Source organism: Streptomyces mutomycini (genome assembly GCF_001700505.1).
GTDB lineage: Bacteria > Actinomycetota > Actinomycetes > Streptomycetales > Streptomycetaceae > Streptomyces > Streptomyces mutomycini.
The window spans coordinates 1-12,492 of sequence record NZ_MAPV01000157.1; the positions used below are offsets into that span (position 1 = coordinate 1).

General features: G+C 71.6%; 15 protein-coding genes and 1 pseudogene. 9 read left to right on the forward strand and 7 right to left on the reverse strand.

Features of this window, described 5'->3' with window-relative positions:
* Positions 1 to 399 (reverse strand): VOC family protein (locus BFF76_RS22225; RefSeq protein ID WP_065848910.1); only part of this gene is annotated, 399 nt, incomplete at its 3' end.
* Positions 400 to 627: 228 nt separating this feature from the next.
* Between BFF76_RS22225 and BFF76_RS22230 the strand changes: the two are divergent.
* The 3 genes and pseudogenes from BFF76_RS22230 to BFF76_RS22240 form a co-directional block, all read left to right on the forward strand.
* A pseudogene (locus tag BFF76_RS22230) lies at positions 628 to 2,118 on the forward strand (ABC-F family ATP-binding cassette domain-containing protein); the annotation flags it as partial.
* Between the two features lie 357 nt (positions 2,119 to 2,475).
* Positions 2,476 to 2,697: a helix-turn-helix domain-containing protein gene (locus tag BFF76_RS22235; protein WP_006123601.1), complete on the forward strand. Its 222-nt coding sequence runs from the start codon at positions 2,476 to 2,478 to the stop codon at positions 2,695 to 2,697.
* Between the two features lie 150 nt (positions 2,698 to 2,847).
* A complete protein-coding gene (locus BFF76_RS22240; RefSeq protein WP_031099864.1) occupies positions 2,848 to 3,639 on the forward strand; it encodes an enoyl-CoA hydratase/isomerase family protein in 792 nt (263 codons plus the stop codon).
* A gap of 91 nt (positions 3,640 to 3,730) precedes the next feature.
* Here BFF76_RS22240 and BFF76_RS22245 read toward each other — a convergent pair whose 3' ends face one another.
* Positions 3,731 to 4,426, reverse strand: coding sequence for a hypothetical protein (locus BFF76_RS22245; RefSeq protein ID WP_065848911.1), 696 nt, complete (start codon positions 4,424 to 4,426; stop codon positions 3,731 to 3,733).
* Positions 4,427 to 4,520: 94 nt separating this feature from the next.
* Here BFF76_RS22245 and BFF76_RS22250 point away from each other — a divergent pair, with 94 nt between their 5' ends.
* From BFF76_RS22250 to amaP, 5 genes are read left to right on the forward strand one after another with little or no spacing between them, the layout of a single operon-like run.
* Complete coding sequence (locus BFF76_RS22250; RefSeq protein ID WP_031099867.1) at positions 4,521 to 5,015, forward strand: Asp23/Gls24 family envelope stress response protein; 495 nt, start codon at positions 4,521 to 4,523, stop codon at positions 5,013 to 5,015.
* A gap of 32 nt (positions 5,016 to 5,047) precedes the next feature.
* Complete coding sequence (locus BFF76_RS22255; RefSeq protein WP_031099868.1) at positions 5,048 to 5,239, forward strand: hypothetical protein; 192 nt, start codon at positions 5,048 to 5,050, stop codon at positions 5,237 to 5,239.
* Positions 5,236 to 5,580 carry an Asp23/Gls24 family envelope stress response protein gene (locus BFF76_RS22260; protein ID WP_065848912.1) on the forward strand — a complete coding sequence of 115 codons (345 nt, stop codon included), beginning with the start codon at positions 5,236 to 5,238 and terminating at the stop codon, positions 5,578 to 5,580. Before BFF76_RS22255 ends, BFF76_RS22260 begins: the two co-directional genes overlap by 4 nt.
* Positions 5,577 to 6,266, forward strand: a complete 690-nt coding sequence (locus tag BFF76_RS22265) for a DUF6286 domain-containing protein (protein WP_065848913.1) — start codon at positions 5,577 to 5,579, stop codon at positions 6,264 to 6,266. The genes BFF76_RS22260 and BFF76_RS22265 overlap by 4 nt, the downstream gene beginning before the upstream one ends.
* 4 nt (positions 6,267 to 6,270) lie before the next feature.
* Complete coding sequence (amaP, locus tag BFF76_RS22270; RefSeq protein ID WP_031099871.1) at positions 6,271 to 6,849, forward strand: alkaline shock response membrane anchor protein AmaP; 579 nt, start codon at positions 6,271 to 6,273, stop codon at positions 6,847 to 6,849.
* A 24-nt stretch (positions 6,850 to 6,873) separates the two neighbouring features.
* Here amaP and BFF76_RS22275 read toward each other — a convergent pair whose 3' ends face one another.
* From BFF76_RS22275 to BFF76_RS22295, 5 genes are all read right to left on the reverse strand, one after another.
* Complete coding sequence (locus BFF76_RS22275; RefSeq protein ID WP_031099873.1) at positions 6,874 to 7,629, reverse strand: SDR family oxidoreductase; 756 nt, start codon at positions 7,627 to 7,629, stop codon at positions 6,874 to 6,876.
* Positions 7,630 to 7,633: 4 nt separating this feature from the next.
* Entirely contained in the window at positions 7,634 to 9,427 is a 1,794-nt protein-coding gene (locus BFF76_RS22280) for a glycoside hydrolase family 15 protein (protein WP_031099876.1), read from the reverse strand.
* A gap of 71 nt (positions 9,428 to 9,498) precedes the next feature.
* Positions 9,499 to 10,293: an SURF1 family cytochrome oxidase biogenesis protein gene (locus BFF76_RS22285; RefSeq protein WP_065848914.1), complete on the reverse strand. Its 795-nt coding sequence runs from the start codon at positions 10,291 to 10,293 to the stop codon at positions 9,499 to 9,501.
* A gap of 68 nt (positions 10,294 to 10,361) precedes the next feature.
* Positions 10,362 to 10,595 (reverse strand): hypothetical protein, encoded by a 234-nt coding sequence (locus tag BFF76_RS22290; RefSeq protein WP_079122456.1) that lies wholly within the window; start codon positions 10,593 to 10,595, stop codon positions 10,362 to 10,364.
* Positions 10,596 to 10,658: 63 nt separating this feature from the next.
* A complete protein-coding gene (locus BFF76_RS22295; protein WP_065848916.1) occupies positions 10,659 to 11,666 on the reverse strand; it encodes a DEDDh family exonuclease in 1,008 nt (335 codons plus the stop codon).
* A gap of 142 nt (positions 11,667 to 11,808) precedes the next feature.
* Between BFF76_RS22295 and BFF76_RS22300 the strand changes: the two genes are divergently transcribed.
* Positions 11,809 to 12,492 (forward strand): VIT1/CCC1 transporter family protein (locus BFF76_RS22300; RefSeq protein ID WP_065848917.1); only part of this gene is annotated, 684 nt, incomplete at its 3' end.

Genomic DNA, 12,492 nt, shown 5'->3' on the forward strand with positions numbered 1-12,492 from the left:
CCCCGGGGTGTACGTACCGAAGCTCCACACGTTGCCCTCGGCGTCCCGGGCCATGTAGTCCCGCGAGCCGTAGTCCTGGTCGGTGGGCGGCATCAGGATCTCCACGCCGTGCTCCACGGCCCGCGCGTGGTGCGCGTCCACCTCGTCCACCACCACGTACACCCCGGTGGGCCCGGCGCCGGCCATCGCTTCGGCGAAGACACCCCCGCCCCCCTTCGAGCCGAGCATCACCCTGCCGTTGCCGCAGGACAGTTCGGCGTGGAGCACACGGCCGTCCTCTCCTTCGTACACCGCTTCCTCGGTGAAGCCCAGAGCCTGGGTCAGCACCTTGATCGCCGCCTTCGCGTCGGCGTACAGAACCGTCGGAAAAATCGTGGGAACGCCTTCCGTGCCCGCCATCGAACTCACCCTCTCCACACCTGACGCGCACCGGCGCCGTTGTGATCTCCGTCTCGTTCCTCCATCGAGTATCGGACGGTTCGGAGGGGGATGCCCGGCGGTGTGACGTGCCCGGTGGTGCCGCCATGGGGCCGTCGTGGGCCGGGGACATGCGGAAGAAGCCGGTGGACACCGCCAGTAGACTGAGTCCCATGGCAATTCTCCTTGTGCATTAGACGGCGTCGAGNNGGCGCCGGCAAGACCACCCTCACCAAGTGCCTGGCCGGTGAGGGGACGCCGGCCGGCGGCACCATCACCAACAGCGGTGAGGTCGGCTACCTCCCGCAGGACCCGCGCACCGGTGACCTCGACGTCCTGGCCCGCGACCGCATCCTCTCGGCCCGCGGGCTCGACGAGATCCTGCGCAAGATGCGGGAGAACGAGGAGCGGATGGCGAACGGCAAGGGCGCCACCCGCGAGAAGGCGATGAAGCGCTACGAGCGCCTGGAGACGGAGTTCCTCACCAAGGGCGGTTACGCCGCCGAGGCCGAGGCCGCCACCATCGCCGCCGCGCTCAGCCTGCCCGACCGGGTGCTCGGCCAGCCCCTGCACACCCTCTCCGGTGGTCAGCGCCGCCGTGTCGAACTCGCCCGCATCCTGTTCTCGGACGCCGACACCCTGCTCCTCGACGAGCCCACCAACCACCTCGACGCGGACTCGATCGTCTGGCTGCGCGACTACCTCAAGACCTACCGCGGTGGCTTCATCGTGATCTCCCACGACGTCGAGCTCGTCGAGACGGTGGTCAACAAGGTCTTCTACCTCGACGCCAACCGTGCGCAGATCGACATCTACAACATGGGCTGGAAGCTCTACCAGCAGCAGCGCGAGGCCGACGAGAAGCGCCGCAAGCGCGAACGGCAGAACGCCGAGAAGAAGGCCGCGTCCCTCAACTCCCAGGCCGACAAGATGCGCGCCAAGGCGACCAAGACCGTCGCCGCGCAGAACATGGCCAAGCGGGCCGAGCGCCTGCTGTCGGGACTGGAGGCCGTGCGGGTCTCCGACAAGGTGGCGAAGCTGCGCTTCCCCGAGCCGTCCCCGTGCGGCAAGACCCCGCTGATGGCCGAGGGGCTCTCCAAGTCCTACGGCTCGCTCGAGATCTTCACCGACGTGGACCTCGCCATCGACAAGGGCTCACGCGTCGTCATCCTCGGCCTCAACGGCGCGGGCAAGACCACCCTGCTCCGGCTCCTCGGGGCCGCCGAGAAGCCCGACACCGGTCGTATCATCGAGGGCCACGGCCTCAAGCTCGGCTACTACGCCCAGGAGCACGAGACGCTGGACCCGGAGCGCACCGTCCTGGAGAACATGCGCAGCGCGGCGCCCGACCTCGATCTCGTCGAGGTCCGCAAGACGCTCGGTTCCTTCCTCTTCTCCGGTGACGACGTGGACAAGCCCGCCGGAGTGCTCTCGGGCGGGGAGAAGACCCGGCTGGCCCTGGCGACACTCGTCGTCTCCTCCGCCAACGTGCTGCTCCTCGACGAGCCGACGAACAACCTCGACCCGGCCAGCCGCGAGGAGATCCTCGGCGCGCTGCGCACGTACAAGGGCGCCGTCGTCCTCGTCACCCACGACGAGGGCGCGGTCGAGGCGCTCCAGCCGGAGCGGATCATCCTGCTGCCCGACGGAGTCGAGGACCTCTGGGGTGCGGACTACCGGGACCTGGTCGCCCTCGCCTGACCCGCACGGGCTCCCCGGTCCGGCGCGGGACCCGGTGATCCAACGCGTCTGGATCATTCGGCCCATCGGTGATCCTTCATCTGGGTGAGCGGGTCTCATACTCCGGCGCGGCACCCGGCAGATAACTGCCGGGTGCACTCATTTCCGGCCGCCCCACCCCGTACGGCCCTGACCTGCCCGTATTTCCGCCAGGCCGTCCCGCCGGGCCCCGATACCCCTTGGAATAGCTGACTCCGCTTGTGTCGGAGCGCTTCGAGGCGGGGAATCCGGGCGTACGTACCTTGCCGAATGGGTGGCCAGGAAGCCCGGGAGGGGTGATCATGAGAGTCCAGAGCGCACTTCCTTGAGGAGGCACGGGTGGCCGAGACTCTGAAGAAGGGCAGCCGGGTAACCGGCGCCGCGCGTGACAAGCTCGCGGCAGACCTGAAGAAGAAGTACGACTCCGGTGCGAGTATCCGGGCGCTGGCCGAGGAAACCGGTCGCTCCTACGGATTCGTCCACCGGATGCTCAGCGAGTCCGGAGTCACGCTGCGAGGACGCGGCGGAGCGACTCGGGGCAAGAAGGCCGCTTCGGCCTGACGGCGGGCAGCGGTCGCGGGTCGGCCGAGGCCGGCCCGGGAGCTCACCGGAACACCGGGTGGCCACCCGGCCGACCATCAGGTCGTCCGGGTGGTTACTGTTCAGTTACTTGCCAGTAAGTGCTGACTGCACCCGATCCGGAGGCGCTCCATGACCTCGCTCGACTCTGTGCTCGACAAGGACGGCGTACGGCTCACCGTCGAAGACGCGGTTGCCACGGTGACGCTCACCAACCCGGCCAAGCGCAACGCTCAGTCTCCCGCTCTGTGGCGGGCGTTGGCAGAGGCCGGACGGGCACTCCCCGGCAGCGTGCGGGTCGTCGTGCTGCGTGGCGAAGGCAAGTCCTTCTCCGCGGGACTCGACCGGCAGGCTTTCGCACCCGAGGGTTTCGACGGCGAGCCGTCCTTCATCGACCTGGCGCGGGGCTCGGAGGCCGACCTCGACGCGACCATCGCCGAGTACCAGGAGGCGTTCACCTGGTGGCGCCGCAACGACATCGTGTCGATCGCGGCCGTCCAGGGGCACGCGATCGGTGCCGGCTTCCAGCTCGCCCTCGCCTGCGATCTGCGGATCGTCGCGCAGGACGTGCAGTTCGCCATGCGCGAGACCAGTCTGGGCCTCGTTCCCGACCTCACGGGCACCCACCCCCTCGTCAACCTCGTGGGGTACGCCCGTGCACTGGAGATCTGCGCCACCGGCCGCTTCGTGCACGCCGAGGAGGCCGAGCGCACCGGTCTCGCCAACCTCGTCGTCCCCGCTGACCAGCTCGACGCGGCGGGCCACGACCTCGCGGCGGCCCTGCTCGCCGCCCCGCGTGACGCGGTCGTCGAGACCAAGGCACTGCTGAGCGGTGCCCTCTCGCGTACGTACGAGGAGCAGCGCACCGCCGAGCGGGCCGCCCAGGGCCGCCGGCTGCGCGACCTCGCCGGCCTCGCCGACTGAGCAGGGATGCATTGCCCCTCGCCCGCCTCGCGGCCTCGCTGACTGAACCGGCAGAGTGACGTTGCCCCTCACCGGACGGTGAGGGGCAACGTCACGTCCGGTCCACGACGGCCGTGACCAGCACTGTGACCGTCGGACGGCCCTCCACGGCGGCGGCCACCGCCCCGCGCACCGCCCGCGCCACATCCAGCGCCCGATGGTCCCCGGCCGTCGCGACCTCCACCCGGACGTGCCCCTCGGTGTGCTGCACGGCGCCGCCCAGCACCCGTGTCAGCGACACGACGCCCGGGACCCCGGCCGCCGCCGTCCCGGCGGCCCCGTCCGGTTCTGCCGCATGGAGGTCGGCGGTCGGCTCCGCAGCCGGCCGGGGCTCCTGGGCCAGGAGTTCCGTCACCCGGAGGTCCACCTCGTCGACCGCCAGGCCGAGCCGCTGGGCCGCAGCTGTCAGCAGAGCCGCGCGCAACGCGTCCGCGGTGGCGTGCAGCGGCCGCCGCGCAGTCGCCGCGAAACCGGCCTCGATCCGCAGCGGGCCCGGCGGCAGAGCGCTGGGAGGCCCGGGTGCCACCGGCTCCGGGGCGTCGTCCGGGCCGGCCAGGCCGATCCTGAGCGTCCCCAGCACGGCCCCCGACCCGGCCGCGGCGTCCCGCAGCACTGCTGCGGCCGCCCGTTCGGCGATCCAGGAGCAGTCGGCGGGGCCGCCCAGAGGGAGCAATCGGCCCAGGCCGAGTCGTTGGCGTACCGCGGACGCCCATCCGTCGGCCCGGTGCGGGCGGTCAGCTGTTGTCATTGCTCCACCCTGCCGCATTCGCGGCGCGGGACCGGGCAAGCGCACTTACTGTGGGCCACGGAAGTTCACCCCCGCCCCGAAGGGAAGAGCGGCGATGACCGAGAACCCGCAGCGGAACCGGCCCGACAGCCCCGGCAGTGTGTCCGGCGGAGACGACGGCAGGCAGAGCCAGTTCAGCAAGCGCGGCGGGGGAGCCCCCGCGACCCGAGGCCGCACCACCATCGCCGACGGTGTGGTCGAGAAGATCGCCGGAATGGCGGCACGGGACGTCGTCGGTGTCCACGCGATGGGCAGCGGCATCTCCCGGACGTTCGGCGCGGTCCGCGACCGCGTTCCCGGCGGCAGCAAGTCCGTGTCACGCGGGGTCAAGGCGGAGGTCGGCGAATCGCAGGCCGCCCTCGATCTGGAGATCGTCGTCGTCTACGGCGTGGCGATCAGCGAGGTGGCCCGCGACGTGCGCGAGAACGTCATCGCGGCGGTCGAGCGGATGACCGGCCTGGAAGTCGTCGAGGTCAACATCGCCGTGAGCGATGTCAAACTGCCCGACGAGGACGACGACGAGGACACTTCCGAGTCGCGCGTCCAGTAGACCTCTCCCGCCCGGCACTTGAGGAGTACACGATGAGCATGGCTGTGGTCGGCCTGGTGGCCGGCATGGCGCTCGGTTTCGCCGGATACTTCGGCGGGTTCGGGGCCTTTCTGCTGGTGGCCGCGCTGGGCGCGGTCGGCTTCGTCGCCGGCCGCTTCCTGGACGGTGACCTGGAACCCGGCGACTTCTTCCGGAGTCGCGAGCGCGGCGACCGGCGAAGGTGACGGCGTTGACAGGCCGGGTCGACGCCTCCGGGCGCGGGCAGACCCGGATCGCCGACCGGGTCGTCGCGAAGATCGCCGCGCAGGCGGCGAAGGAGGCCGTCGACGTGCGGCCCCAGGACGCCGCCCCGCCCCGCGCCACCGTCACCGTGCACCGCGGCGCCGCCCGGGTCAGGGTCAGCCTCGACCTGGTCTACCCCTGCGACATCGGCCGACAGTGCGGGGCGGTGCGTCGCCGCGTGGCCGAGCGGGTAAGAGCACTGGCGGGGATGGAGGTGCCCGAGGTCGCGGTGCAGGTCGAACGGCTGCATCCGGGCGCCGCACCGGAGGGGAGCATCCGATGAGCGAGCCCCAGGACCCGGAGAACAGCACGAGGCGTCTGCCCACCGTCGAACAGGCGCCGGCAGGCGGTGTGCTGGAAATGGACCAGTCCGCGTCGGGTTCGACGTACGAGCCCGTCCCCGTGCCGGACCACCAGCCGGGCGGCAGAGCCGGCCGATTCTGGTCCGGGCGCAGGATTCCGGCGGCGCTGGTGGCCCTGATCGTCCTCGGCGGCGCGGGGCTTCTGCTCTACGACATCGCGGCGGTGCGTGCCGACCACCCGGCCATGCAGTGGCGGCGTACCGTCGCCGACGACCTGGCGACCCGTCACCTCGACGACGTGTGGGTCCTCGCGGGAGCAGCCCTGGCGGCCGCACTCGGCCTCTGGCTGCTTCTCCTGGCCCTCACCCCCGGCCAGCGCGCGGTGCTCCCCATGAGCCGCCGGCATGCCGGTGTGCGGGCCGGGCTCGACCGGACCGCCGCCGCCTTCGTCCTGCGCGACCGGGCCGTGGAGGTGGCCGGTGTGCAGTCCGTCCGGGTGAAAATGAGCCGCCGCAAGGCCACCGTGCGAGCTCTCTCGCACTTCCGCGAACTCGACGACGTCAGGGCCGACCTGGACTCCGTCCTGGGCAGGGCCATCAGTGAACTGGGCCTGGCGCGGCCGCCCGGCCTCTCCGTGCACGTGCGCCGGCCGGCGAAGAAGGGGTGACCCCGTGATCACAACCGTCAACCGGGTCCTGCTCGGCCTCGCGGGACTGGTCCTCCTCGTCCTCGGCGGCGCCGTCCTCGCGACGGGGCTGGGTCTGTCCGTACCTTCCTGGTGGCCGTTCGACGGCAAGGGAGACGTACTGCTCAGCGAGGCCGACCGGACCCGGTGGCGCGACGAGGGCTGGTGGTGGCCCACCGTCATCGCGGTCCTGGCCGTCCTGGTGGTCCTCGCGCTGTGGTGGCTCCTCGCCCAATTGCGCCGCGGGCGCCTCTCCGAGGTGCTGGTCGACAGCGGCGACGGCGAGGGCGCTCTCCTGCGCGGCAGGGCACTGGAAGGCGCGCTCGCTGACGAGGCCGGTGCCCTGGACGGGGTGGCCGACGCCAAGGTCGCGCTGACCGGCCGGCGCACCGCCCCGAGGGCCCGTGTCCGCCTGTTGATGGAGCCGCACGCGGCACCGGGGACGGCGCTGCGTGGCCTCTCCGAGGGGGCGCTGGCCCACGCGCGGACCTCGGCAGGGCTTGAGGAGCTGCCCGCCGAGGTCCGTCTGAGGGCGGTCAAGCACCGCGCGGAGCGGGTGAACTGACGCCCCGGCCCCGGAGCCGCGGCGTCAGAAGCCGTGCCGTGCGCCGCCGTCGACCGGCACCATGATGCCCGTGAGATAGGAGGCGGCCGGGGAGAGCAGGAAGGCCGAGGTCTTCCCGAACTCCTCCGGGGTGCCGTAGCGGCGCAGCGGGATGCGCGCCTCGTTGGCCGCACGGGACGCCTCCGCGTCGCCCGACAGGGCGTCGAGTTCGCGCACCCGGTCCGTGTCGATCCGGGACGGGAGCACGCCGACGACCCGGATACCGCGCGGGCCCAGCTCGTCGGCGAGGGACTTGGCGAAGCCGGCGAGGCCGGGGCGCAGTCCGTTGGAGATCGTCAGGCCGGCGATCGGCTCGTGCACCGACCCGGACAGGACGAAGCCGATGACGCCGCCCTCGCCGAGCGACTCGGCCGCTGTACGGGCCAGACGCACGGCACCGAGGAAGACCGACTCGAACGCGGACTGCCACTGGTCGTCCGTGTTGTCGGCCAGGAAGCCCGGCGCAGGGCCGCCGACGCTGATCAGAATGCCGTCCAGCCTGCCGAAGCGTTCCTTCGCGGCGTCCACCAGCCGACGGGCGGCCATCGGGTCGGCGTTGTCCGCGGCGAGTCCGACCGCGTCGGGGCCCAGTTCGGCGGCTGCCTCGGCGGCGCTCTTCTCGTCCCGGCCGGAGACGACCACCTTCGCACCGTCGGCGGCGAGGGCGCGCGCGGTGGCGTTGCCCAGCCCGCGGGTCGCGCCGGTGACGATGTACACACGGTCCTTCAGTCCAAGATCCATGGCCCTATCCTGCCAAGTCCTCACCGGCCAGGTCGACCGCACTGTTCACCAGGCCGACGTGGCTGAACGCCTGCGGGTAGTTGCCGAGCTGGCGCCGGGCCACCGGGTCGTACTCCTCGGCCAGCAGTCCGACGTCGTTGCGCAGGTCCAGCAGCCGAGCGAAGAGCTCCTCGGCCTCGTCCCTGCGGCCCGTCCGCAGGAGGGCGTCGACCAGCCAGAACGAGCACGCGAGGAAAGCCCCCTCGTCGCCGGGGAGGCCGTCCACCGCCGTGCCCTCGGTGCTGTAGCGGCGGATCAGGCCGTCGTGGGCGAGCTCGTCCCGCACCGCGTCGACCGTCCCGACCACCCGCGGGTCGTCGGGCGGCAGGAAGCCGGTGCGCACGATGAGCAGCGTCGAGGCGTCCAGCTCCCGGGAGCCGTAGTACTGGGTGAAGGTGTTGCGTACGGGGTCGTAACCCCGCTCGACGACCTCCGCGTGCACGGCGTCCCGCATCGTCCGCCACCGGTCGGCGTCGCCCGGCAGGCCGGGGTTCTCCTCCAGGGTGCGCACCGCGCGGTCGGCCGCGACCCAGGCCATCACCTTGGAGTGCACGAAGTGGCGGCGCTCGCCGCGCACCTCCCAGAGGCCCTCGTCCGGCTCGCGCCAGGTGGATTCCAGGAAGCCGAGCAGGCTGAGCTGCAGATTCCAGGCATGGGGCTTGTCGTCGAGTCCGGCGGCGCGGGCCACCCTGAGCGAGTCGATGACCTCGCCGTACACATCGAGCTGCCGTTGCCGTACCGCCGCGTTGCCCGTGCGGACCGGCAGCGAGTTCTCGTAGCCGCTCAGCCACGTCAGCTCCGTCTCGGGGAGTCTGCGCTCCCCGGCGAGCCCGTACATGATCTGGAGGTCCGCGGGGTCACCGGCCACCGCACGCAGCAGCCAGTCCCGCCACGCGGCCGCCTCCTCCACGTACCCGGCCGAGATCATGGCTCCCAGGGTGAGGGTGGAGTCCCGCAGCCAGCAGTAGCGGTAGTCCCAGTTCCGTACGCCGCCGATCTCCTCCGGCAGCGACGTCGTGAGCGCCGCCACGATTCCGCCGGTGGGAGCGTAGGTGAGCGCCTTCAGGGTGATCAGGGAGCGGAGCACCGCTTCCCTGTGCGGGCCGTGGTAGGTGCACTTCGCCGACCATTTCGCCCAGTCGCTGAGGGTGTGCTTCAGCGACTTGTGGGGGTCGATCAGCTTGGGGCGGGGGGAGTGCGAGGGGTGCCACGTGAGCACGAAGGCCACGGACTCGCCCTCGGCGACCGTGAAGGAGGAGCAGGTGCTGAACTGCTGCCCCCAGGTCTTCACCGGGGGCTCGCTGCGCAGCCAGACGGAGTCGGGGCCCGCGACGGCCACCCGGTGGCCGTGCGAGCGGCGCATCCACGGGACGACGGAGCCGAAGTCGAACCGCAGCCGCAGGACGGAACTCATGTCGACGCTGCCGCTGACGCCCTCGACGATCCGCATGATGTCGGGCGCCTTGTCGCGCTGCGGCATGAAGTCGATGACCTTGACGGTCCCGGTCCTGGTCTCCCAGAAGGTCTCCAGGACCAGGGAGTCGCCCGCGTAGGCGCGCCGGGTACAGGTGTCCGTGCTGTCCGTGCCCTGCGGGGCGATGCGCCAGTGGCCGTTGTCCTCGTCGCCGAGCAGCGCCGCGAAACAGGCGCCCGAGTCGAAGCGTGGCAGACACAGCCAGTCGACAGAACCGTTCCTGCCGACCAGAGCGGCGGTCTGGAGATCGCCGATGATGGCGTAGTCCTCGATACGTGGGGTCACGCTCTGGCGTCTTCCCGAACCCGAGCTCCGCTAAGCAGCGAAACCGGTGCGAACAGAGGGGCGTGACCGCCTCAGGCGCTCGCCGGTTCCGGCTGCGCCGTCGTCCCGCTCTCCTCGGCGGCCTCTTCGCGGTCGCGCTTCTCACGGCGTACGAGGACGACCCAGCCGACGGGGACCCCGGCGGCGAAGAGCCACCACTGGACGGCGTACGCCATGTGAGGGCCGATGGACCCGTCGTCGGGGGCGGCGATCATCTCGGGGCTGCCGTCGGCGGGTTCGGGGCCCGTCATCTCGAGGTACCCGCCCAGCACGGGACGGCCGAGCAGATGCGACTGCTGGGAACTGTTGATCAGCATCACCTGGCGGTCGGGCAGACCGTCGAGGTCCTTGATACCGCTGGCGCTCGTCGTCTCGTCCGCCTTGAGCCGGCCCGTGACGGTGACCTCGCCGCCCGGCGGGGCGGGGACCTCGGGAAAGGCCTGCTGGTCGTCCGCGGCCGGGACCCAGCCGCGGTTGACCAGAACGGTTCCGCCGCCCTTGAGGTCCAGCGGGGTCAGGACCAGTACGCCGATGCGCTCGTCCTGCGAGGTACGGCGGCGTACGACCACCTCGTGCTCGGTGTCGAACGTCCCGGTGGCCGTCACCGCGCGCCAGTAGTCGGAGCGGGGGACCGTGTGCCCGGGATTGGTGAGGCGGGTGACCGGGGCCGGGTCCGCCTCGAGGTTCCGCGTGATCAGCGCGTTCTGCTCGACCCGGTGTTCATGCCGGTGCAGCTGCCAGAAACCCAGCTCCACCATCGTGGGGATCATGGCGAGGACGAGGAGGGTGAGGATCACCCACTGCCGGGTCAACAGGAAGCGGTACACCCCATGACCGTACAACCGGGGTCATGGGGTGCGGCACGGAGGGTCCCCCGTGCGGACGGGACAGCCCGTCATACTTTGTCCACGATGCCCGCCCTTCCCTCGGCGCGGGCGCAGTGGCCGCCGCAGTACCAGTGGCCGGCGGCCTCGACGCCCTGGCCGATGACCTGGACCCGGCAGTGCTCACAGATGGGCGCCATGCGGTGGATGGCGCAGGAGAAGCAGTCGAAGACATGCACCGCGCCCTGCGCGTGCACCTCGAAGGACATCCCGTAGTCGTTCCCGCAAACCTCACAACGTGCCATGCGCCACAGGGTGGGGCGCCGGGCGGCGGCGGGCGAGCCGATGCCGGTCGAATCGCCGCCGGTTCACTCCGATGACGGTGACGGCTTCGGCACGATGACCGTCCTGGCCGGTGCCACGTCCCTCAGCAGATGGGTGAAGGCGCTCTCCTCCAGGACCGGGGTGCCGAACGACTTCGCCTTCACGGTCTTGGACGTCGCCGAGTCCGGGTCGTTGGTGACGAGCAGGCTCGTCAGCCGCGACACGCTCGTCGCCACGTGCAGGCCCGCCTCGACGGCGCGGTCCTCCAGGAGCTCACGGTCGATGGAGGTGTCCCCGGAGAAGGCCACCCGCATGCCCTGCATGAGGGGTTTGTCCGACTCGTAGCGCCCGGGGTTGGGATACGGACACGCGGGGCGCTTCCGGGAGGGCCGCCAGCTGCCCTGACCCTGCGACGGCCGGTAGCCGGCGCGCGGGACGACCGGGGAGTCGTACCACTCGGTCAGCGGACGGCACTCCAGGAGCGGCAGCCGCATCCCGTCCCTGGCCGCCGCGTGCAGACTCGGCCGGAACGCCTCGGCCAGCACCCGCGCGTCGTCCAGCGCGTGGTGCGCGCGCTGCTGCACCACGCCGAAGTGCGCGGCCAGCGACTCCAGCTTGTGGTTGGGCAGGGGGAGCCGCAGCTCCTTGGCGAGCGCGATGGTGCACAGCCGCTGCTCGACGGGCGCGGTGACCGCGGCCCGCGCGTACTCCCGGGCGATCATCGACCAGTCGAAGGCGGCGTTGTGGGCGACGAGCACCCGTCCGGCGAGCCGTTCGGACAACTGCGCGGCGACCTCCGGGAAGAGCGGTGCGCCCTCCAGGACATCGCTGGTCAGCCCGTGGATCCAGACCGGTCCGGGGTCCCGCTCGGGGTTGACCAGCGTGTACCAGTGGTCCTCGACCTCACCTCTCGCGTCCAGGCGGTACACGGCAGCGGAGATTATCCGGTCGTCGCGGGCGAGTCCGGTGGTCTCCACGTCGACGACCGCGTACCCCTGGGGATACGCGGCCGGCCACGGCGCTGCGGTCTGACGGTCGTCGAGCATGGTCACAGAGAATACGGGCCGGGACCGACAGTGGCCTATCCGGGCACCTTCGGCGGTGAACCCGGACAGGGTGCCGTGGAGTTGGCCGAGGCGCCGCGGACGCGGGTCGGGGATGCACCCGGGCGGAGCGTGGTGAGAGGCTCCCGGGGTGACGGACACACAGGCGCAGCCCCACGACGAACCGCACGGGAGCGGGCTCGGCACCCGGCTCAACTGGCTGCGGGCCGCGGTGCTCGGTGCCAACGACGGGGTGGTCTCCACGGCCGGACTCGTGGTCGGCGTGGCCGGGGCCACCGGGGACCGTTCCACCCTGCTGACGGCGGGCCTGGCCGGCCTGTTGGCCGGGTCCATGTCGATGGCGGCGGGCGAGTACGTGTCGGTGTCGACCCAGCGCGACTCCGAGGAGGCGGCGCTCGCGACGGAGAAACGGGAACTGGAGGAGACCCCGGAGGCCGAGCTCGCCGAGCTGACCGGACTGCTGGAGGAGAAGGGGCTGAGCAACCGGCTCGCCCGGGAGGCCGCGGTCCAGCTCACGAAGCGCGACGCGCTGCGCGCCCACGCCGAGGTCGAGCTGGGCATCGACCCGGACGCACTGACCAACCCGTGGCACGCGGCGGGGGCGAGCTTCCTGGCCTTCACGGTGGGCGCGCTGCTGCCCCTCCTGGCCATCGTGCTGCCGCCGGCCTCGCTGAGGCTGGCCGTCACGGTGGTGTCGGTGCTCACGGCCCTGGCGCTCACCGGCTGGTGGAGCGCCCGGCTGGGCGAGGCGGCGGTGGGACGTGCGGTCTCGCGGAACATGGCCGGCGGCGCCGTGGCCATGGCTGTGACGTAC